General features: G+C 70.9%; 19 protein-coding genes. 18 read left to right on the top strand and 1 reads right to left on the bottom strand.

From position 1 onward, the window contains the following. Positions 1-56 precede the first annotated feature (56 nt). From mltG to nusB, 10 genes are all read left to right on the top strand, one after another. Complete coding sequence (mltG, locus tag HDC93_RS09385) at positions 57-1,784, top strand: endolytic transglycosylase MltG (RefSeq protein ID WP_185009112.1); 1,728 nt, start codon at positions 57-59, stop codon at positions 1,782-1,784. Positions 1,785-1,794: 10 nt separating this feature from the next. Continuing rightward, entirely contained in the window at positions 1,795-2,622 is an 828-nt protein-coding gene (locus HDC93_RS09380) for a shikimate dehydrogenase (protein WP_185009110.1), read from the top strand. 51 nt (positions 2,623-2,673) lie between these two features. Next, complete coding sequence (locus HDC93_RS09375; RefSeq protein WP_185009108.1) at positions 2,674-3,090, top strand: hypothetical protein; 417 nt, start codon at positions 2,674-2,676, stop codon at positions 3,088-3,090. Between the two features lie 141 nt (positions 3,091-3,231). Beyond that, positions 3,232-4,416, top strand: a complete 1,185-nt coding sequence (gene aroC, locus HDC93_RS09370; protein ID WP_185009106.1) for a chorismate synthase — start codon at positions 3,232-3,234, stop codon at positions 4,414-4,416. Next, the gene (locus HDC93_RS09365) at positions 4,413-4,928 is read left to right on the top strand and encodes a shikimate kinase (protein WP_185009104.1); all 516 of its coding nucleotides are present in this window, start codon (positions 4,413-4,415) and stop codon (positions 4,926-4,928) included. Before aroC ends, HDC93_RS09365 begins: the two co-directional genes overlap by 4 nt. After that, positions 4,925-6,016 (top strand): 3-dehydroquinate synthase, encoded by a 1,092-nt coding sequence (aroB, locus tag HDC93_RS09360; RefSeq protein WP_185009102.1) that lies wholly within the window; start codon positions 4,925-4,927, stop codon positions 6,014-6,016. Before HDC93_RS09365 ends, aroB begins: the two co-directional genes overlap by 4 nt. A 197-nt stretch (positions 6,017-6,213) precedes the next feature. Beyond that, entirely contained in the window at positions 6,214-7,071 is an 858-nt protein-coding gene (locus tag HDC93_RS09355) for a Pro-rich N-terminal domain-containing protein (RefSeq protein ID WP_185009100.1), read from the top strand. Between the two features lie 173 nt (positions 7,072-7,244). Beyond that, complete coding sequence (locus tag HDC93_RS09350) at positions 7,245-8,360, top strand: aminopeptidase P family protein (protein ID WP_185009098.1); 1,116 nt, start codon at positions 7,245-7,247, stop codon at positions 8,358-8,360. A gap of 53 nt (positions 8,361-8,413) precedes the next feature. After that, positions 8,414-8,980, top strand: coding sequence for an elongation factor P (gene efp, locus HDC93_RS09345; protein WP_185009096.1), 567 nt, complete (start codon positions 8,414-8,416; stop codon positions 8,978-8,980). 2 nt (positions 8,981-8,982) lie between these two features. Then, positions 8,983-9,417: a transcription antitermination factor NusB gene (nusB, locus tag HDC93_RS09340; RefSeq protein WP_097215527.1), complete on the top strand. Its 435-nt coding sequence runs from the start codon at positions 8,983-8,985 to the stop codon at positions 9,415-9,417. A 253-nt stretch (positions 9,418-9,670) separates the two neighbouring features. On the opposite strand, the gene bldD is transcribed toward nusB, so the two are convergent. Then, the gene (bldD, locus tag HDC93_RS09335; protein WP_006131213.1) at positions 9,671-10,174 is read right to left on the bottom strand and encodes a transcriptional regulator BldD; all 504 of its coding nucleotides are present in this window, start codon (positions 10,172-10,174) and stop codon (positions 9,671-9,673) included. A gap of 266 nt (positions 10,175-10,440) precedes the next feature. Between bldD and pyrR the strand changes: the two genes are divergently transcribed. The 8 genes from pyrR to pyrF all read left to right on the top strand — a co-directional run bounded on the left by pyrR (position 10,441) and on the right by pyrF (position 20,402). Beyond that, positions 10,441-11,007 (top strand): bifunctional pyr operon transcriptional regulator/uracil phosphoribosyltransferase PyrR, encoded by a 567-nt coding sequence (pyrR, locus tag HDC93_RS09330; RefSeq protein WP_185009094.1) that lies wholly within the window; start codon positions 10,441-10,443, stop codon positions 11,005-11,007. Positions 11,008-11,107: 100 nt separating this feature from the next. Further along, positions 11,108-12,085 (top strand): aspartate carbamoyltransferase catalytic subunit, encoded by a 978-nt coding sequence (locus tag HDC93_RS09325; RefSeq protein ID WP_185009092.1) that lies wholly within the window; start codon positions 11,108-11,110, stop codon positions 12,083-12,085. 5 nt (positions 12,086-12,090) lie between these two features. After that, entirely contained in the window at positions 12,091-13,377 is a 1,287-nt protein-coding gene (locus tag HDC93_RS09320; protein WP_185009090.1) for a dihydroorotase, read from the top strand. Then, entirely contained in the window at positions 13,374-13,943 is a 570-nt protein-coding gene (locus HDC93_RS09315) for a hypothetical protein (RefSeq protein WP_185009088.1), read from the top strand. Before HDC93_RS09320 ends, HDC93_RS09315 begins: the two co-directional genes overlap by 4 nt. Next, positions 13,940-15,082: a glutamine-hydrolyzing carbamoyl-phosphate synthase small subunit gene (carA, locus tag HDC93_RS09310; RefSeq protein WP_185009086.1), complete on the top strand. Its 1,143-nt coding sequence runs from the start codon at positions 13,940-13,942 to the stop codon at positions 15,080-15,082. The genes HDC93_RS09315 and carA overlap by 4 nt, the downstream gene beginning before the upstream one ends. Continuing rightward, positions 15,075-18,383 carry a carbamoyl-phosphate synthase large subunit gene (gene carB, locus HDC93_RS09305; RefSeq protein WP_185009084.1) on the top strand — a complete coding sequence of 1,103 codons (3,309 nt, stop codon included), beginning with the start codon at positions 15,075-15,077 and terminating at the stop codon, positions 18,381-18,383. Before carA ends, carB begins: the two co-directional genes overlap by 8 nt. A 70-nt stretch (positions 18,384-18,453) precedes the next feature. After that, positions 18,454-19,560: a quinone-dependent dihydroorotate dehydrogenase gene (locus HDC93_RS09300; RefSeq protein WP_185009082.1), complete on the top strand. Its 1,107-nt coding sequence runs from the start codon at positions 18,454-18,456 to the stop codon at positions 19,558-19,560. Continuing rightward, positions 19,557-20,402 (top strand): orotidine-5'-phosphate decarboxylase, encoded by an 846-nt coding sequence (pyrF, locus tag HDC93_RS09295; protein WP_185009079.1) that lies wholly within the window; start codon positions 19,557-19,559, stop codon positions 20,400-20,402. Before HDC93_RS09300 ends, pyrF begins: the two co-directional genes overlap by 4 nt. The last annotated feature ends 7 nt before the right edge of the window (positions 20,403-20,409 follow it).

Raw genomic sequence — 20,409 nt, 5'->3', positions numbered from 1 at the left:
GGACGGGAGGCGGGCCGGAAGCCGCGCGACCGCCGCCTCGCGGCTCTAGGGGATCGATGACTGAGTATGGCCGGGGCCAGGGCTCCGAACCGTGGCATCCGGAGGACCCGTTGTACGGGGACGGCGGATGGGACGGGCAGCAGGCCCATCAGGGTCAGCAGCCCCCCTACGGCGGCCAGCCGCAGCACTATCCGCAGCAGTCGCAGCAGCCCCAGTACGGCGACTGGGGCACCGGTGACCAGGCCGGATACGGTCAGGTGCAGCAGCAGTACCCGTCCGACCAGCACTACGCGGCACAGGCCCACGGCCACCAGCAGTACCCCGGCCAGCAGGACCCCGGACACCAGCAGGGCCAGGGCTACCACCAGCAGCAGTACGACACCGGCGGCTGGGTCAACGACCCGCACCAGCAGGTCTCCTATCCCGGTGACCCGGCGGACCCCTACGGTCAGCAGGCCGGTGCGTACGGCGGGGGACAGCAGGACTACTACGGCACCCCCGACGCGTATCCGCCCCCGGAGCCGCCCGGCCGGCGAGGGGTCGCGCCCGCTCAGGAGCCCGCCCAGGAAGCGGTGACCGACTGGGATCCCGGCCCCGATCAGGGCGAGCACGCCTTCTTCGCGGGCGACGACGATGACGACGGCGACGAGCCGGGGGAGCGCCGCGGACGCGAGGGCAAGCGGGGGCGCGGCGGCGGCAAACCGAAGAAGCGCCGCAACGGCATGGCCTGCCTGCTGGTCGTCGTGAGCCTCGGCGGCGCTCTGGGCGGTGCCGGCTACTTCGGCTACCAGTTCTACCAGGATCGTTTCGGCGACCCCGCGGACTTCGCGGGCGACGGCAACGGGCAGCAGGTGTCCGTCGAGATCCCCGAGGGGGCGCTCGGCTACAAGATCGGCCAGGTGCTGAAAAGCGCGGGGGTCGTCAAGAGCGTCGACGCGTTCGTCGCCGCCCAGGAGGACAACCCGAACGGCAAGGGCATCCAGGACGGCGTGTACACGCTGCAGAAGCAAATGTCGGCCGCGAGTGCGGTCGAACTGATGCTCAGTCCGAAGAGCCGCGACAACCTGATCATCGCCGAGGGCCGTCGCAACGCCGACATCTACCGGCTCATCGACAAGCGCCTCAAGGTCAAGGCGGGCACCACCGCCGCCGTGGCCAAGAAGGACTACAAGCAGCTCGGTCTGCCCGCCTGGGCGCAGAACCACGCCGACGTCAAGGACCCGTTGGAGGGCTTCCTCTACCCCTCCAGCTACGGCGTCAGCGAGGGCCAGAAGCCCGAGGCCGTCCTGAAGCAGATGGTCAAGCGGGCCACCGCGACGTACGAGAAGCTCGGCCTCGAGAAGAAGGCCGCGAGCCTCGGACTCGAGGACCCGTGGCAACTGGTCACCATCGCCAGCCTGGTCCAGGCCGAGGGCACGAGCCACAGCGACTTCCGCAAGATGGCCGAGGTCGTCTACAACCGGATGAAGCCCGGCAACCCGCAGACCAACGGCATGCTGGAGTTCGACTCCACCTACAACTACATCAAGAACCAGAGCAAGATCGACCTGAGCCTGAGCGAACTGCGGAACTACGACAACCCGTACAACACGTACTTCCACAAGGGTCTGCCGCCCGGTCCGATCGACAACCCGGGCGAGGACGCGATCGCGGGCGCCCTCAAGCCGACGGACGACGGCTGGTACTACTTCATCTCGCTCGACGGCAGGACCAGCAAGTTCACGAAGACGAACGCCGAACACCAGAAGCTGGTCGACCAGTTCAACGCCTCGCGGAACAACTGAGGAATCCCTGATGGCCGCACCACGCCGGGCCGCCGTACTCGGCTCCCCGATCGCCCACTCGCTCTCCCCGGTCCTGCACCGCACCGCCTACCAGGAGTTGGGCCTGGCCGGCTGGACGTACGACAGGTTCGAGGTCGACGAGGCCGGCCTGCCCGGGTTCTTCGAGACGCTCGGCCCCGAGTGGGCCGGGCTCTCGCTGACCATGCCGCTGAAGCGGGCCGTGATCCCGCTGCTCGACGAGATCAGCGAGACCGCCGCCTCGGTCGACGCCGTCAACACCGTCGTCCGCACCGAGGACGGCCGCAGGATCGGCGACAACACCGACATCCCCGGCATGGTGGCAGCGCTGCGTGAGCACGGCATCGACAAGGTCGACGCCGCCGCCGTCCTCGGCGCGGGTGCCACCGCCTCCTCCGCGCTGGCCGCGCTGTCCCGGATCTGCCCGGGCGAGATCGCCGTGTACGTGCGCAGCGAGGCCCGGGCCACCGAGATGCGCCAATGGGCCGAGCGGCTCGGCGTCGCCGTCCGTATCGCCGACTGGGCCGACGCCGAGCGGGCCCTGCGCGCCCCCCTGGTGATCAGCACGACGCCGGCCGGTGTCACCGACGCCCTCGCCCGGTCCGTGCCGGAGCGCCCGGCGGCCCTCTTCGACGTCCTGTACGACCCCTGGCCGACCGACCTCGCCGCCCGCTGGTCGGCGTACGGCGGTGCCGTCGTCAGCGGCCTCGACCTGCTGGTGCACCAGGCCGTGCTCCAGGTCGAGCAGATGACGGGGCTGGCACCGCCCCCCCTGGACGCCATGCGAAAAGCGGGCGAGCGGGCTCTCGCGGCCCGATAAGATCCGCTCTCGGTTCCGCAGGGGGCGGAACAGGGGAGGGGAACGGCCGTCATGTCCGCAGGTCTGCCTCAGGCGTCTGTCAAGTCCCAGATATTCGAGTCCCTGCTGGGGTTCCTGCCCGACTGGGTGCAGATCACGGTGCTCGCCCTGATCCTGCTCGCCGTCGTGGCGTCCTGGGTCGTCAGGATCAAGCGCAAGATCGCCCACCGGCGTGCGGTGCGCAACGGGCAGTCGGTCCACGCCGCCGCCCAGTACGGGCAGGGACGCGGCGCGGACTACCTCGGCCAGTACGCGCCGCGGCAGGCGCATCCGGACGGGCAGCAGGGCAGCGGCGCCGACCACCTGGGCGCGTACGCCCCGCAGCGGCAGGCCGAGCCCGCGCAGCAGCCGAGCGGTGCCGACTTCCTCGGCGCGTACGCGCCGCAGCAGCGTCAGGGCGACGGCCCGTCCGCGAACGCGTCCGCTTGATGGACCGGCCGCCGGGCAAACCGCCCCGGCGTGGGAGGATCGGAGATGGCGGGCCGGGCCGCGCACCCGGTCGCGCCGTCGCCGTACGCGACGAGGCGCGTACGCAGGGCAGGACCAGAGCGCGAGTACTGAGGAGCACCGTTGAGCAGGTTGCGCTGGCTGACCGCGGGGGAATCCCATGGTCCCGCACTCGTGGCGACGCTGGAGGGTCTTCCCGCCGGTGTGCCGATCACCACGGACATGGTCGCGGACCATCTCGCGAGGCGGCGCCTGGGCTATGGGCGCGGTGCCCGGATGAAGTTCGAGCGCGACGAGGTCACCTTCCTCGGCGGCGTCCGACACGGCCTGACCCTCGGCTCCCCGGTCGCGGTCATGGTGGGCAACACCGAGTGGCCGAAGTGGGAACAGGTCATGGCCGCCGACCCGGTCGCCCCCGAGATCCTCGACGGGCTCGCCCGCAACGCCCCGCTGACCCGGCCCCGGCCCGGCCACGCGGACCTGGCGGGCATGCAGAAGTACGGGTTCGACGAGGCCCGGCCGATCCTGGAGCGTGCTTCGGCGCGTGAGACGGCCGCCCGCGTCGCCCTGGGCGCGGTGGCCCGCTCGTACCTGAAGGAGACCACCGGCGTCGAAATCGTCAGCCACGTCGTGGAACTGGCCGCCGCGAAGGCGCCGAAGGGTGTGTACCCGACCCCGGCCGACGTCGAGAAGCTGGACGCGGATCCGGTGCGCTGCCTGGACGCGGATGCGTCGAAGGCGATGGTCGCGGAGATCGATCAGGCGCACAAGGACGGTGACACCCTCGGGGGTGTGGTCGAGATCCTGGCGTACGGCGTGCCCGTCGGCCTCGGTTCGCACGTGCACTGGGACCGCAAGCTGGACGCCCGGCTCGCCGGTGCCCTCATGGGCATCCAGGCGATCAAGGGCGTGGAGATCGGTGACGGTTTCGAGCTGGCGCGGGTGCCCGGCTCAAAGGCGCACGACGAGATCGTGAAGACCGACGACGGCATCCGGCGCACCACGGGCCGCTCCGGTGGCACCGAGGGCGGTCTGAGCACCGGTGAGCTGCTGCGCGTCCGCGCCGCGATGAAGCCGATCGCGACCGTGCCGCGCGCCCTGCAGACCGTGGACGTCACCACCGGCGAGGCCGCGCAGGCCCATCACCAGCGCTCCGACGTGTCCGCGGTCCCGGCCGCCGGCATCGTCGCCGAGGCCATGGTGGCCCTGGTGCTCGCGGACGCGGTGGCGGAGAAGTTCGGCGGCGACAGTGTGGCGGAGACCCGTCGCAACGTGACGTCGTACCTCGACAACCTCGCCATCCGATGAGCGGCCCGCTGGTGGTCCTGGTCGGCCCGATGGGGGTGGGCAAGTCCACCGTGGGGCGGCTGCTGGCCGAGCGGCTCGGGGTCTCCTACCGGGACACCGACGACGACATCGTCGCCGAGCAGGGCCGGACCATCGCCGAGATCTTCGTCGACGAGGGCGAGTCCGCCTTCCGCGCGATCGAGAAGACGGCCGTGCACCGGGCGCTCGCCGAACACGACGGCGTCCTGGCCCTGGGCGGCGGAGCGATCCTCGACAGCGACACGCGCGCGCTGCTCGCCGGGCAGCGGGTGGCGTACCTGTCGATGGACGTCGAGGAGGCGGTCAAGCGCACCGGCCTCAACACGGCCCGCCCGCTGCTCGCGGTCAACCCGCGCAAGCAGTGGCGCGAGCTCATGGAGGCCCGCCGTCACTTGTACGAGGAGGTCGCCACGGCCGTGGTCGCCACCGACGGCCGGACCCCCGAAGAGGTCACCGAAGCCGCCCTGGACGCACTGGAGTTGAAGGAAGCATGAGCGAGGCAGTGACGCGGATCCAGGTCGGCGGCACCGCGGGGACCGACCCGTACGAGGTCCTGGTGGGCCGTCAGTTGCTGGGTGAACTCGGCGGACTGATCGGCGAGAAGGCCCAGCGGGTCGCGATCCTCCACCCCGAGGCGCTGGCCGAGACCGGCGACGCGCTGCGTACCGACCTGGCCGAGCAGGGCTACGACGTGGTCGCCGTGCAGGTGCCCAACGCGGAGGAGGCCAAGACCGCCGAGGTCGCCGCCTACTGCTGGAAGGCGCTCGGCCAGTCCGGATTCACGCGCAGCGACGTCATCGTCGGTGTCGGCGGCGGTGCGACCACCGACCTGGCCGGGTTCGTCGCCGCCACCTGGCTGCGCGGGGTGCGCTGGATCGCCATCCCCACCACCGTGCTCGCCATGGTGGACGCGGCCGTCGGCGGCAAGACCGGCATCAACACCGCCGAGGGCAAGAACCTCGTCGGCGCCTTCCACCCGCCCGCCGGTGTGCTCTGCGACCTGGCCGCGCTGGACTCCCTGCCGGTCAACGACTACGTCTCCGGGCTCGCGGAGGTCATCAAGGCCGGCTTCATCGCCGACCCGGTGATCCTGGACCTCATCGAGTCCGACGTACAGGGCGCCCGCACCCCGGCCGGCCCGCACACCGCCGAGCTCATCGAGCGCTCCATCCGGGTCAAGGCCGACGTCGTGTCGTCCGACCTCAAGGAGTCGGGCCTGCGCGAGATCCTCAACTACGGCCACACACTGGGCCACGCCATCGAGAAGAACGAGCGCTACAAGTGGCGCCACGGCGCGGCGGTCTCGGTCGGGATGCACTTCGCCGCCGAACTGGGGCGCCTGGCGGGCCGGCTGGACGACGCGACGGCCGACCGTCACCGCACGATCCTCGAAGCGGTCGGGCTGCCCCTGCACTACCGGTACGACCAGTGGCCCAAGCTGCTGGAGACCATGAAGGTCGACAAGAAGTCGCGCGGCAACCTCCTGCGCTTCATCGTCCTCGACGGTCTGGCCAAGCCCACCGTCCTGGAAGGACCCGACCCGGCCGTGCTGCTCGCCGCGTACGGCGAAGTCGGGCAGTAAGTCCTCCAGCGCGACTTCCGCCCGAAATCGCCTTACGGGGCCGGGCACTTCGGGCCGCCCCCGGCCGTTCACACATCGACGACCGGGGGCGGTACCGTTCGGACGGGGGTCCCCCCACGCCCTTTAGGCTGTGGGGGAAAGCGGGTTCCGCCCCCGCTGTCAGCGCCCATCGCCTGTACGAGACGGAGTGGCACCGGATGCAGCACGCAGTGGGTTCTCCGCTGCCGCCGCCCCATCAGCCGGGGCACGGACCGGCCACGGGCTGGTCGCCGGCCGCACATCACCCGGGCCCGCAGCACGCGGGCGCGCACCAGGGCTCCGTGCCCGTGCCCCCGCCGCCCCCGGCGCCGGGATATCCGGCGCCCCCGCCCGGACCGGGACCGGCCGCGGCCTCCGCCCCGCCGACGCCGGAGACCACCGGGCATGTGCCGCTGCCGCCCGGCGGCCCGGTCGCCATGCCGATGGCCCCGCCCGCCGCGACCGTTCCCGACCCAGCCGGCACGACGCTCGCGGTGCTGCTCATCGGCCCCGCGGGTGCCGGCAAGACCAGCGTCGCCAAGTACTGGGCGGACCACCGCCGGGTGCCCACGGCCCACATCAGCCTCGACGACGTGCGCGAGTGGGTCCGCTCCGGCTTCGCCGACCCCCAGTCCGGGTGGAACGACAACTCCGAGGCGCAGTACCGCCTGGCCCGCCGCACCTGCGGCTTCGCCGCCCGGAACTTCCTGGCGAACGGCATCTCGTGCATCCTCGACGACGCGGTCTTCCCCGACCGCCCGGTCGTCGGCCTCGGCGGCTGGAAGCGCCATGTGGGGCCCGGCCTGCTGCCGGTCGTGCTGCTGCCGGGCCTGGAGATCGTCCTGGAACGCAACGCGGAGCGCTCGGGCAACCGACGGCTGTCCGACGAGGAGGTCGCCCGCATCCACGGCCGCATGGCCGGGTGGTACGGCTCCGGGCTGCCGATCATCGACAACTCCCAGCTGGACGTCCCGAAGACGGCGCGCGTACTGGATGAGGTCCTGGCCCGCTCCCTCGCGAGTCCACCCCAGTGGTGAGCGCCCCTTGGTGCGTGCCCCAAAGGGGCGCGGGGAACTGCGCGACAAGCCCCCCACACACACGGGCGTCACACAACCCCGAACGGTACCCCTGCCCACCCGGACATCTCAGGCGCCGCCCACTCAGACCCCCTCAACCGGCGCAAAACCGGCGGAGCTCATACGCTCGGATCATGTCAGAGGTGTACGCGGCCCGCCGGACGCGTCTGAGGGAATGCTGCAACGCGGGCGGCAGCGCGGCGGCGCTGGTCTCCCGCCCCGCCAACGTGCGCTATCTCGCGGGCGCCGCCCCGCAGGGCGCCGTTCTGCTGCTGGGCAGGACCGAGGAGCAGGACTTCCTGGTCAGTACCGGAGCGGCGGCCGACCGTCCCACGCAGGAGCGCCCCGACGAGGCCCTGCGCGTCCATACCCTGCCCGGAGTCGGCGGTGGTGACCCGGCCGTCGCGGCCGCCGGCCTCGCCGCGGGCCAGGGCGCCGACTCCCTCGCCGTGGAGGAGCACCACCTCACCGTGGCCCGGCACCGCGCCCTCGGCTCGGTCGCCCCCCGGCTGCGCCTGGCCAACCTCAACAGCGCCGTCGAGCAGCTCAGGGTCGTCAAGGACGAGGAGGAGATCTCCTGCCTGCGCATCGGCGCCGAGATCGCCGACCAGGCCCTCGGCGAACTGCTGGAGTCGATCCTCGTCGGCCGCACCGAGCGCCATCTCGCCCTGGAACTCGAAAGACGACTCGTGGACCACGGGGCGGACGGGCCGGCCTTCCCGACGTCCGTCGGCACCGGGCCGAACGCCGGCCGTCCCGGCCACCGGCCCACCGACCGCCGGGTCGAGGAGGGCGACTTCCTCTCCGTCTGCCTCGGCGCGACGTACCGCGGGTACCGCTGCGAGATCGGCCGCACCTTCGTCATCGGCACCGCTCCCGCGGAGTGGCAGATCGAACTGTACGACCTGGTCTTCGCGGCCCAGCGGGCCGGGCGTGAGAGCCTGGTACCCGGCGCCGCCTGCCGGGACGTCGACCGCGCGGCCCGTCAGGTGCTGGACTCCGCGGGGTACACGGAGGGCCTCACGATCCTGACCGGACACGGTGTAGGGCTCGAAATCGACGAGGACCCTCAATTGAGTCCTGCGGCCATGGGTAAACTGGACGCTTGCGTGCCAGTCACCGTCGAACCGGGGGTCCACCTCCCGGGCCGGGGCGGTGTCCGGATCGATGACACGCTCGTCGTCCGCCCCGAGGCGGACGGCGGACCCGAGCTACTCACCATCACGACCAAGGAGCTGCTCGCCCTGTAGCCAGGCAGGTGCGTGCCCCGGGGTCGTACGTCAGTCCAGGAGATTCCGCAACCGTGGCTTCCACGAACGACCTCAAGAACGGCATGGTGCTCAAGCTCGAAGGCGGCCAGCTCTGGTCCGTCGTCGAGTTCCAGCACGTCAAGCCCGGCAAGGGCCCGGCCTTCGTGCGCACCAAGCTCAAGAACGTGCTCTCCGGCAAGGTCGTCGACAAGACCTTCAACGCCGGCGTCAAGGTCGAAACGGCCACCGTCGACAAGCGCGACATGCAGTTCTCCTACATGGACGGCGAGTACTTCGTCTTCATGGACATGGAGACCTACGACCAGCTGCACGTCGACAAGAAGGCCGTCGGCGACGCCGCGAACTTCCTGATCGAGGGCTTCACCGCCACCGTCGCGCAGCACGAGGGCGAGGTGCTCTTCGTCGAGCTGCCGGCCGCCGTCGAGCTCGTCATCCAGGAGACCGAGCCGGGCGTCCAGGGCGACCGCTCCACCGGCGGCACCAAGCCCGCCACCCTGGAGACCGGCCACCAGATCAACGTCCCGCTCTTCATCACCACCGGTGAGAAGATCAAGGTCGACACCCGCACCAGCGACTACCTCGGCCGGGTGAACAGCTAACCGTGGCTGCCCGCAACACGGCCCGTAAGCGCGCCTTCCAGATCCTCTTCGAGGGGGACCAGCGCGGTGTCGAGGTGCTGACCGTCCTCGCGGACTGGGTCCGGCTGTCCCGGGCGGACACCCGGCAGCCGCCGGTCAGCGAGTACACGATGGAGCTGGTCGAGGGCTACGCGGAGCACGCGAAGCGCATCGACGAGCTGATCGCTCAGTACGCCGTCGGCTGGACCCTCGACCGGATGCCCGTCGTCGACCGCAACATCCTGCGGCTCGGCGCCTACGAGCTGATCTGGGTCGACGCGACGCCGGACGCCGTCGTCCTCGACGAGATGGTGCAGCTGGCGAAGGAGTTCTCCACGGACGAGTCGCCCTCGTTCGTGAACGGCCTGCTCGGCCGGTTCAAGGAGCTCAAGCCCTCGCTCCGCCGCGACGAGGTCTGAGACGGACCACATGCCGGAGGGCCCGCAGCGTCACCGCTGCGGGCCCTCCGGCGTTCCCGTACCAACAAGTCCGCCGAGGGCTACGTCCTCGTGCGGCGCAGGGGGCAGAGCCGCATGACGACGCCGGGGTGCGTTCCCGTGCGTCCTCGTGCGGCGCAGGGACGCCAGAGCCGCACAACGCCGCCGGGGTGGCCGAGAACCATACGGTTTCGGCCACCCCGGCGGCACGTTTCTGCTGGACCCGCCGAGCGGGTCAGGCGTCCTCGTGGGAGGCCACCGCGCGGCGCGCGTCCGCGTCCAGGACACCCCAGCTGATCAGCTGCTCCGTGAGGACGGACGGCGACTGGTCGTAGATGACGGCGAGTGTGCGCAAGTCGTCCTGGCGGATCGACAGCACCTTGCCGTTGTAGTCACCGCGCTGCGACTGGATCGTGGCCGCGTAGCGCTGAAGAGGGCCCGCCTTCTCGGCCGGCACCGTGGCCAGCCGCTCCAGGTCCAGGACCAGCTTCGGCGGCGGCTCGGCGGCACCGCCCGGGGTCGTGCCCGGCAGCAGCTCCTGCACCGGAACGCCGTAGAAGTCCGCGAGCTCGGCAAGGCGCTGTACGGTCACGGCACGGTCGCCGCGCTCGTACGAACCGACCACGACCGCCTTCCAGCGGCCCTGGGACTTCTCCTCGACACCGTGGAGGGAAAGGCCCTGCTGGGTGCGGATCGCCCGGAGCTTGGCCCCGAGCTGTTTGGCGTATTCGCTGGACATATAGCTCCCCGGCACTGTGTCGACGCGTCTGACGTGGGTGCCAGGCCGCGCGGCTGGTAACTCACTGTGAGGTTACGCAGCGTTACTCTGCCGCGTCAAGCCGAATGGTCCGCACCGGCTCTTCCGTGGTATCGGCGTTCCGTTGGGCCGAGTGGGTGATCCGAGGGGGCCATACGGGCGATCGCGGGGACCTGCTACCGTGTATGGCGCAATCCCGACGTCCTTTAAGGTCCGTCCCGTGAGGCGGAGAAGGAGGTCCGTTTCGTATGGACACGCACGACACGCAGTCCGATGCCCGGCCCGTTCTCGAAGGGCCCGACATCGCGCGGGTACTGACCCGCATCGCCCACGAGATCGTCGAGCGCGCCAAGGGCGCCGACGACGTGGTGCTCCTCGGCATTCCGACCCGGGGTGTCTTCCTCGCCCGGCGGATCGCGGAAAAGCTTGAGCAGATCACCGAGCGCAAGGTCCCGTGCGGCTCGCTCGACATCACCATGTACCGCGACGACCTGCGCATGCACCCGCCGCGTGCGCTGGCCCGCACCGAGATCCCCGGTGACGGCCTCGACGGCAAGCTCGTCGTCCTCGTCGACGACGTGCTCTTCTCCGGCCGCACCATCCGCGCCGCCCTCGACGCCCTGAACGACATCGGGCGCCCGCGCGCGGTGCAGCTCGCCGTCCTCGTCGACCGCGGACACCGCGAACTGCCCATCCGCGCCGACTACGTCGGCAAGAACCTCCCCACGTCGTTGCGGGAGACGGTCAAGGTCCAGCTCGCCGAGGAGGACGGTCGCGACACCGTGCTGCTCGGTGCCAAGCCGACCTCTCAGTAGCGCTCCCGGCGTACGCCGCCTTCGTACGCCCGCTAGTCGCGCCCTCGCGCGCCCGTCTGCCCCAATTCTCCCGAATGAACTGCCTTACGGAGCCTGACAGATGCAGCGTCATCTCATCTCGGCCGCCGACCTCACCCGCGACGACGCCGTCCTGATCCTCGACACCGCCGAGGAGATGGCCCGGGTCGCCGACCGGCCGATCAAGAAGCTGCCGACCCTGCGCGGCCGCACGATCGTCAACCTCTTCTTCGAGGACTCCACCCGGACCCGGATCTCCTTCGAGGCAGCCGAGAAGCGGCTGTCCGCGGACGTCATCAACTTCACCGCCAAGGGCTCCAGCGTCTCCAAGGGCGAGTCCCTGAAGGACACCGCCCAGACCCTGGAGGCCATGGGCGTCGACGCCGTGGTCATCCGGCACGGCGCCTCCGGAGCCCCGTACCGGCTCGCCAACTCCGGCTGGATCGACGCCGCCGTCGTCAACGCCGGCGACGGCACCCACCAGCACCCCACCCAGGCCCTGCTCGACGCCTTCACCATCCGCCGCCGCCTGATCGGGCGAGACGCCGGACTCGGCCGGGACCTCGAGGGCAAGCGCATCACGCTCGTCGGCGACGTCCTGCACAGCCGGGTCGCCCGCTCCAACGTCGACCTGCTGCACACCCTCGGCGCGGAGGTCACCCTCGTCGCCCCGCCCACCCTGCTGCCGGTCGGCATCGAGACCTGGCCCTGCGAGGTCTCCTACGACCTCGACAGCACGCTGCCCAAGTCCGACGCGGTGATGATGCTGCGCGTCCAGCGCGAGCGCATGAACGCCGCCTTCTTCCCGACCGAGCGCGAGTACTCCCGGCGCTACGGCCTCGACGGCGACCGCATGGCCCGGATGCCCGAGCACGCCATCGTGATGCACCCCGGCCCGATGGTCCGCGGCATGGAGATCACCGCCGAGGTCGCCGACTCCGACCGCTGCACCGTCGTCGAGCAGGTCGCAAACGGAGTGTCCATCCGGATGGCCGTCCTGTACCTGCTGCTCGGTGGGAACGAACCCGCCGTCACCCACCCCCGCACCGAGGAGAAGTAAGACAGATGAGCAAGATCCTGATCCGTGGTGCCAAGGTGCTCGGCGGCGAGCCGCAGGACGTGCTGATCGACGGCGGGACGATCGCGAGGGTCGGCAGCGGGCTGTCGGCCGAAGGCGCCGAGGTCGTCGAGGCCGAGGGCAAGGTGCTGCTGCCGGGCCTGGTCGACCTGCACACCCATCTGCGCGAGCCCGGCCGCGAGGACTCCGAGACGGTCCTCACGGGCACCCGGGCCGCGGCCTCCGGCGGCTACACCACCGTGTTCGCCATGGCCAACACCTTCCCGGTCGCCGACACCGCCGGTGTCGTCGAGCAGGTCTGGCGGCTCGGCAAGGAGCACGGCTACTGCGACGTCCAGCCGATCGGTGCCGTCACCGTCGGCCTGGAGGGCCGCAAGCTCGCCGAGCTGGGCGCCATGCACGAGTCCGCCGCCGGCGTCACCGTCTTCTCCGACGACGGCAAGTGCGTCCACGACGCCGTGATCATGCGCCGGGCCCTGGAGTACGTGAAGGCCTTCGGCGGTGTCGTCGCCCAGCACGCGCAGGAGCCGCGGCTGACCGAGGGCGCCGAGATGAACGAGGGCATCGTCTCCGCCGAGCTGGGCCTCGGGGGCTGGCCCGCGGTGGCCGAAGAATCGATCATCGCCCGGGATGTCCTGCTCGCCGACCACGTCGGCTCCCGCGTCCACATCTGCCACCTGTCGACCGCCGGCTCCGTCGAGATCGTCCGCTGGGCCAAGTCCCGCGGCATCGCCGTCACCGCCGAGGTCACCCCGCACCACCTCCTCCTCACGGACGAGCTGGTGCGCACCTACAACCCCGTCTACAAGGTCAACCCGCCGCTGCGCACCGAGCGCGACGTCATGGCCCTGCGCGAGGCCCTCGCCGACGGCACGATCGACATCGTCGCCACCGACCACGCCCCGCACCCGCACGAGGACAAGGACTGCGAGTGGGCCGCGGCCGCCATGGGCATGGTCGGCCTGGAGACGGCCCTGTCGGTGGTGCAGGAGACCATGGTCGACACGGGCCTGCTGGACTGGGCCGGCGTCGCCGACCGGATGTCCGTCAAGCCCGCGCAGATCGGTCGGGCCACGGGCCACGGACGCCCCGTCTCGGCAGGTGAGCCCGCCAACCTCACCCTGGTCGACACGGCATACCGTGGGCTCGTGGAACCCGCGGGCTTCGCCTCGCGCAGCCGCAACACCCCCTACGAGGGGCGTGAGCTGCCGGGCCGTGTGACGCACACGTGGCTGCGGGGCAAGGCCACGCTCGTCGACGGGAAGCTCACGTGACACCTGTACTCCTGCTGGCCGCCGAGAAGGAATCGGCGCAAGTGACCGACTGGGCCGCCCGCATCGGCTGGGTCGTCGGCCTCGGCCTGTTCGTCACGCTCGTCTACTGGCTGATGCGCGAGGGCTGGAAGTGGCGCGGCACCCTCCAGGGCGACCTGCCCGAGCTGCCCACCACCCCGGCCGACCCGGGCCCGGAGAAGCTCAGCCTCAGCGGCCGCTACCACGGCTCCACCACCGCCGGTCAGTGGCTCGACCGCATCGTCGCCCGGGGCCTGGGCACCCGCAGCCGTGCCGAGCTGACCCTCACGGACGCGGGCCTCGACGTCGTACGGCCCGGGGCGAGCGACTTCTTCGTCCCGGCCGCACAGCTGCGTGAGGCCCGGCTCGACAAGGGCATCGCCGGCAAGGTCCTCACCGAGGGCGGCCTGCTGATCGTCACCTGGGAGCACGGCGACCGGCTGATCGACTCCGGGTTCCGCTCCGACCACGCGGCCGAGCACAACGAGTGGGTCCAGGCCATCAACTCCATGATCGAAACGAACACCAGGGAAGGCGTCGAACGATGACAACCTCCACCAGGGGAGCTGCCAGGACTCCCGCCGTACTCGTCCTGGAGGACGGCCGGATCTTCCGCGGCCGTGCCTACGGGGCCGTGGGGGAGACCTTCGGCGAAGCGGTGTTCTCCACCGGCATGACCGGCTACCAGGAGACCCTCACCGACCCCTCCTACCACCGCCAGGTCGTGGTGATGACCGCCCCGCACGTCGGGAACACGGGCGTGAACGACGAGGACATGGAGTCCAGGAAGATCTGGGTCTCCGGCTACGTCGTGCGCGACCCCGCGCGCGTGCCGTCCAACTGGCGCTCCCGGCGCACGCTGGACGAGGAGCTCGACGCCCAGGGCGTCGTCGGCATCAGCGGCATCGACACCCGCGCCCTCACCCGCCACCTGCGCGAGCGCGGCGCCATGCGCGTCGGCATCTTCAGCGGCGACGCCGTCCGGGACGACGCCGCACTGCTGGCCCGCGTCCAGGAAGCCCCGCAGATGAAGGGCGCGAACCTCTCCGCCGAGGTCGCCACCACCGAGCCGTACGTCGTCCCGGCCATCGGCGAGAAGAAGTTCACCGTCGCCGCCGTCGACCTCGGCATCAAGGGCATGACCCCGCACCGCATGGCCGAGCGCGGCATCGAGGTGCACGTCCTCCCGGCCACCGCGACCGTCGAGGACGTCTACGCGGTGAACCCGGACGGCGTGTTCTTCTCCAACGGCCCGGGCGACCCGGCCACCGCCGACCACCCCGTCTCCGTGATGCGAGGCGTCCTGGAGCGCGGCACGCCGCTGTTCGGCATCTGCTTCGGCAACCAGATCCTCGGCCGCGCGCTCGGCTTCGGCACCTTCAAGCTGAAGTACGGCCACCGCGGCATCAACCAGCCGGTGCAGGACCGCACGACCGGCAAGGTCGAGGTCACCGCGCACAACCACGGCTTCGCCGTCGACGCCCCGCTCGACCAGGTCTCCGAGACCCCGTTCGGCCGCGCCGAGGTGTCGCACGTCTGCCTGAACGACAACGTGGTGGAGGGGCTCCAGCTCCTCGACCGCCCCGCCTTCAGTGTCCAGTACCACCCCGAAGCGGCAGCCGGCCCGCACGACGCCGCCTACCTGTTCGACCGCTTCGTCTCCCTGATGGAGGGCCAGCGTGCCTAAGCGCACCGATATCCAGTCCGTCCTGGTCATCGGCTCCGGCCCGATCGTCATCGGCCAGGCCGCCGAGTTCGACTACTCCGGCACCCAGGCGTGCCGCATCCTTCGCGCCGAGGGCCTCAGGGTCGTCCTGGTGAACTCCAACCCGGCGACGATCATGACCGATCCGGAGATCGCCGACGCCACCTACGTCGAGCCGATCACCCCCGAGTTCGTCGAGAAGATCATCGCCAAGGAGCGCCCCGACGCGCTGCTGCCCACCCTGGGCGGCCAGACGGCCCTCAACACGGCCATCTCGCTGCACGAGGCGGGGACCCTCGACAAGTACGGCGTCGAGCTGATCGGCGCCAACGTCGAGGCCATCCACAAGGGCGAGGACCGCGACCTCTTCAAGGACGTCGTCGAGGCCGTCCGCGCCAAGATCGGGCACGGCGAGTCCGCCCGCTCGGTCATCTGCCACTCCATGGACGACGTCCTCGCCGGCGTCGACACGCTCGGCGGCTACCCCGTCGTCGTCCGCCCCTCCTTCACCATGGGCGGCGCCGGCTCCGGCTTCGCCCACGACGAGGAGGAGCTGCGCCGCATCGCAGGCCAGGGCCTCACGCTCTCCCCGACCACCGAGGTGCTCCTGGAGGAGTCCATCCTCGGCTGGAAGGAGTACGAGCTGGAGCTGATGCGCGACAAGCACGACAACGTCGTGGTCGTCTGCTCCATCGAGAACTTCGACCCCATGGGTGTGCACACCGGCGACTCGATCACCGTCGCGCCCGCCATGACGCTGACCGACCGCGAGTACCAGACCCTGCGCGACATCGGCATCGCCGTGATCCGCGAGGTCGGTGTCGACACCGGCGGTTGCAACATCCAGTTCGCGGTGAACCCCGAGGACGGCCGGGTCATCGTCATCGAGATGAACCCGCGCGTGTCCCGCTCCTCGGCGCTGGCCTCCAAGGCGACCGGCTTCCCGATCGCCAAGATCGCCGCCAAGCTCGCCGTCGGCTACACGCTGGACGAGATCCCGAACGACATCACGCAGGAGACCCCGGCCTCCTTCGAGCCGACGCTCGACTACGTGGTCGTGAAGGCCCCGCGCTTCGCCTTCGAGAAGTTCCCGAGCGCGGACGCCACCCTCACCACCACCATGAAGTCGGTCGGCGAGGCCATGGCCATCGGCCGCAACTTCACCGAGGCCTTCCAGAAGGCGCTGCGCTCGCTGGAGAAGAAGGGCAGCCAGTTCACCTTCGTCGGCGAGCCCGGCGACAAGGACCAGCTGCTGCGCGACTCGGTCCGCCCCACCGACGGCCGCATCAACACCGTCATGCAGGCCATCCGCGCCGGCGCCACGCCCGAGGAGATCTTCGAGTACACGAAGATCGACCCCTGGTTCGTCGACCAGCTCTTCCTCATCAAGGAGATCGCCGACGAGCTGGCCCAGGCCCCCGAGCTGAGCGCCGACCTGCTCGGCGAGGCCAAGCGGCACGGCTTCTCCGACACGCAGATCGGCGAGATCCGCGGCCTGCGCGAGGACGTCGTCCGCGAGGTCCGGCACGCGCTCGGCATCCGCCCGGTCTACAAGACGGTCGACACCTGCGCCGCCGAGTTCGCCGCGAAGACGCCGTACTTCTACTCCTCCTACGACGAGGAGACGGAGGTCGCCTCCCGCGAGAAGCCGGCCGTCATCATCCTGGGCTCCGGCCCGAACCGCATCGGCCAGGGCATCGAGTTCGACTACTCCTGCGTCCACGCCTCCTTCGCGCTCAGCGACGCGGGCTACGAGACCGTGATGGTCAACTGCAACCCGGAGACCGTCTCCACGGACTACGACACCTCCGACCGCCTGTACTTCGAGCCGCTGACGCTGGAAGACGTGCTGGAGATCGTGCACGCCGAGCAGCAGGCCGGACCGGTCGCGGGCGTCGTCGTGCAGCTCGGCGGGCAGACCCCGCTGGGCCTGTCGCAGGCACTGAAGGACAACGGCGTGCCGATCGTCGGCACCTCCCCGGAGGCCATCCACGCCGCCGAGGACCGGGGCGCCTTCGGCCGGGTCCTGGCGGAGGCCGGTCTCCCGGCCCCCAAGCACGGCACCGCCACCACCTTCACCGAGGCCAAGTCCATCGCCGACGAGATCGGCTACCCGGTCCTGGTCCGCCCGTCGTACGTGCTCGGTGGGCGCGGCATGGAGATCGTCTACGACGAGACGCGCCTGGAGGCGTACATCGCCGAGTCGACCGAGATCAGCCCCTCGCGGCCGGTCCTGGTCGACCGGTTCCTCGACGACGCGATCGAGATCGACGTCGACGCCCTCTACGACGGCGAGGAGCTCTACCTCGGCGGCGTCATGGAGCACATCGAGGAGGCCGGCATCCACTCCGGCGACTCGGCGTGCGCCCTGCCCCCGATCACGCTCGGCGGCTTCGACATCAAGCGCCTGCGCGCCTCCACGGAGGGCATCGCCAAGGGCGTCGGGGTCCGCGGCCTGATCAACATCCAGTTCGCGCTCGCCGGCGACATCCTCTACGTCCTGGAGGCCAACCCGCGCGCGTCCCGGACCGTCCCCTTCACCTCGAAGGCGACGGCGGTACCGCTGGCCAAGGCCGCCGCCCGCATCTCGCTCGGCGCGACCATCGCCGAGCTGCGCGCCGAGGGCCTGCTCCCGGCCAACGGCGACGGCGGTGAGCTGCCGCTCGACGCGCCGATCTCCGTCAAGGAGGCCGTCATGCCGTGGTCGCGCTTCCGCGACATCCACGGCCGCGGCGTCGACACGGTCCTCGGCCCGGAGATGCGCTCCACCGGCGAGGTCATGGGCATCGACTCCGTCTTCGGCACGGCGTACGCCAAGTCGCAGGCCGGCGCCTACGGTCCGCTGCCCACCAAGGGACGCGCGTTCATCTCGGTCGCCAACCGCGACAAGCGCTCGATGATCTTCCCGGCCCGCGAGCTGGTCGCGCACGGCTTCGAGCTGCTCGCCACGTCCGGCACCGCCGAGGTCCTCAAGCGCAACGGCATCAACGCCACCGTCGTGCGCAAGCAGTCCGAGGGCACCGGCCCGAACGGCGAGAAGACCATCGTCCAGCTCATCCACGACGGCGAGGTCGACCTCATCGTCAACACCCCGTACGGCACCGGCGGCCGCCTCGACGGCTACGACATCCGTACGGCGGCCGTGGCGCGCTCCGTGCCCTGCCTGACGACGGTCCAGGCCCTCGCGGCGGCGGTCCAGGGCATCGACGCCCTCAACCGCGGCGACGTGAGCGTCCGATCGCTCCAGGAACACGCGGAACACCTGACCGCGGCCCGCGACTAGCAGCCCCGAGGGGGACACCGGAAACGGTGTCCCCCTCTTCGTGAGGACGCCATGTCTTCGTGAGGACACCATGTACAAGATCTTCTTCCGTCTCGTCTTCAAGCGGCTGGACCCGGAGCAGGCCCACCACCTGGCCTTCCGCTGGATCCGCCTGGCCGCCCGCGTGCCCGTGCTGCGGACCTTCCTCGCGGCCGCCCTCGCGCCCCGCCACAAGGAGCTGCGCACCGAGGCCCTCGGGCTGCGCATGCACGGCCCCTTCGGGCTCGCCGCGGGCTTCGACAAGAACGCCGTCGGCATCGACGGCATGGCCATGCTCGGCTTCGACCACGTCGAGATCGGCACCGTGACCGGCGAACCGCAGCCCGGCAACCCCAAGCAGCGGCTGTTCCGCCTGGTCCAGGACCGCGCGCTGATCAACCGCATGGGCTTCAACAACGACGGCTCGCTCCGGGTCGCCGCCCGCCTGGCCTCCCGGACGCCCGTCTTCAAGCCGGTCGTCGGCGTCAACATCGGCAAGACCAAGGTCGTCCCCGAGGAGGAGGCCGTGGCGGACTACGTGAAGTCCGCCGAGCGGCTCGCGCCCTACGCCGACTACCTGGTCGTCAACGTCTCCTCGCCGAACACGCCGGGTCTGCGCAACCTCCAGGCGACGGAAGCGCTCCGCCCCCTGCTGAGCGCCGTCCGCGAGGCCGCCGACCGTACGGTGTCCGCGCGGCGCGTCCCGCTCCTGGTCAAGATCGCGCCGGACCTTGCCGATGAGGACGTCGACGCCGTCGCCGACCTCGCCGTGGAGCTCGGCCTGGACGGGATCATCGCCACCAACACCACCATTGCGCGCGAGGGACTCGGCCTGAAGTCCGACCCCACGCTGGTCAAGGAGACCGGCGGTCTGTCCGGGGCACCCCTGAAGGAACGCTCCCTGGAGGTCCTGCGCCGCCTCTACGCGCGCGTGGGCGACCGGATCACCCTGGTGGGCGTCGGCGGCATCGAGAACGCCGAGGACGCCTGGCAGCGCATCCTGGCCGGTGCCACGCTGGTCCAGGGCTACAGCGCGTTCATCTACGAGGGGCCCTTCTGGGGCCGCTCCATCCACAAGGGGCTCGCCGCACGCCTGGCCACCAGCCCCTACGCCACGCTCGCCGACGCGGTGGGCGCCGACGTGAGGAAGACGGCATGAGTGGTCTCGAACCCTTCGGCGCGCGCCTGCGCCGCGCCATGGACGAGCGCGGCCCGCTGTGCGTCGGCATCGACCCGCACGCCTCCCTGCTCGCCGAGTGGGGCCTGAACGACGATGTGGCGGGCCTGGAACGGTTCAGCCGCACGGTCGTCGAGGCGGTGGCCGACCGGGTCGCCGTGCTCAAGCCGCAGAGCGCGTTCTTCGAGCGGTTCGGCTCGCGCGGCGTCGCCGTGCTGGAGAAGTCGGTCGCCGAGGCCCGGGCGGCGGGCGCGCTGGTCGTGATGGACGCCAAGCGCGGCGACATCGGCTCGACCATGGCCGCGTACGCCGAGTCCTTCCTGCACAAGGACGCACCGCTGTTCTCCGACGCCCTGACGGTCTCGCCGTACCTCGGCTACGGATCGCTCAGCCCGGCCGTCGCGCTGGCCCGGGAGAGCGGCGCGGGACTGTTCGTGCTGGCGCTGACCTCCAACCCGGAGGGCGGCGAGGTCCAGCACGCCGTGCGGCCGGACGGCCGGAACGTCGGAGCGACGATGCTCGCGCACCTGGCCGCCGAGAACACGGGGGAGGAGCCCCTGGGGTCCTTCGGCGCGGTCGTCGGCGCCACCCTCGGTGATCTGTCGACGTACGACCTGGACGTCAACGGCCCGCTCCTCGCACCCGGCATCGGCGCCCAGGGCGCCACGCCGGCCGATCTTCCCGGGGTCTTCGGGGCGGCGGTGCGCAACGTCGTGCCGAACGTCAGTAGGGGAGTGCTACGCCACGGTCCCGACACGGTCGCTCTGCGTGACGCCGCCGAGCGCTTCGCGGAGGAGATCCGTCACGCCGTGACGGGCTCGTGAGGCGGTC

This window comes from Streptomyces sp. AK010 (genome assembly GCF_014207295.1).
Taxonomy (GTDB): Bacteria; Actinomycetota; Actinomycetes; order Streptomycetales; family Streptomycetaceae; genus Streptomyces; species Streptomyces massasporeus.
Note: the sequence above shows the minus strand (reverse complement) of the source record. Positions and strands in the feature narration are given on the sequence as shown.

Bases quoted from the DNA above. Each gene is read 5' to 3' on its own strand.
- mltG (WP_185009112.1), top strand. From the start codon at position 57: ATGACTGAGTATGGCCGGGGCCAGGGCTCCGAACCGTGGCATCCGGAG.
- HDC93_RS09380 (WP_185009110.1), top strand. From the start codon at position 1,795: ATGGCCGCACCACGCCGGGCCGCCGTACTCGGCTCCCCGATCGCCCAC.
- HDC93_RS09375 (WP_185009108.1), top strand. From the start codon at position 2,674: ATGTCCGCAGGTCTGCCTCAGGCGTCTGTCAAGTCCCAGATATTCGAG.
- HDC93_RS09365 (WP_185009104.1), top strand. From the start codon at position 4,413: ATGAGCGGCCCGCTGGTGGTCCTGGTCGGCCCGATGGGGGTGGGCAAG.
- aroB (WP_185009102.1), top strand. From the start codon at position 4,925: ATGAGCGAGGCAGTGACGCGGATCCAGGTCGGCGGCACCGCGGGGACC.
- HDC93_RS09355 (WP_185009100.1), top strand. From the start codon at position 6,214: ATGCAGCACGCAGTGGGTTCTCCGCTGCCGCCGCCCCATCAGCCGGGG.
- HDC93_RS09350 (WP_185009098.1), top strand. From the start codon at position 7,245: ATGTCAGAGGTGTACGCGGCCCGCCGGACGCGTCTGAGGGAATGCTGC.
- bldD (WP_006131213.1), bottom strand. From the start codon at position 10,174: ATGTCCAGCGAATACGCCAAACAGCTCGGGGCCAAGCTCCGGGCGATC.
- pyrR (WP_185009094.1), top strand. From the start codon at position 10,441: ATGGACACGCACGACACGCAGTCCGATGCCCGGCCCGTTCTCGAAGGG.
- HDC93_RS09325 (WP_185009092.1), top strand. From the start codon at position 11,108: ATGCAGCGTCATCTCATCTCGGCCGCCGACCTCACCCGCGACGACGCC.
- HDC93_RS09320 (WP_185009090.1), top strand. From the start codon at position 12,091: ATGAGCAAGATCCTGATCCGTGGTGCCAAGGTGCTCGGCGGCGAGCCG.
- carA (WP_185009086.1), top strand. From the start codon at position 13,940: ATGACAACCTCCACCAGGGGAGCTGCCAGGACTCCCGCCGTACTCGTC.
- HDC93_RS09300 (WP_185009082.1), top strand. From the start codon at position 18,454: ATGTACAAGATCTTCTTCCGTCTCGTCTTCAAGCGGCTGGACCCGGAG.
- pyrF (WP_185009079.1), top strand. From the start codon at position 19,557: ATGAGTGGTCTCGAACCCTTCGGCGCGCGCCTGCGCCGCGCCATGGAC.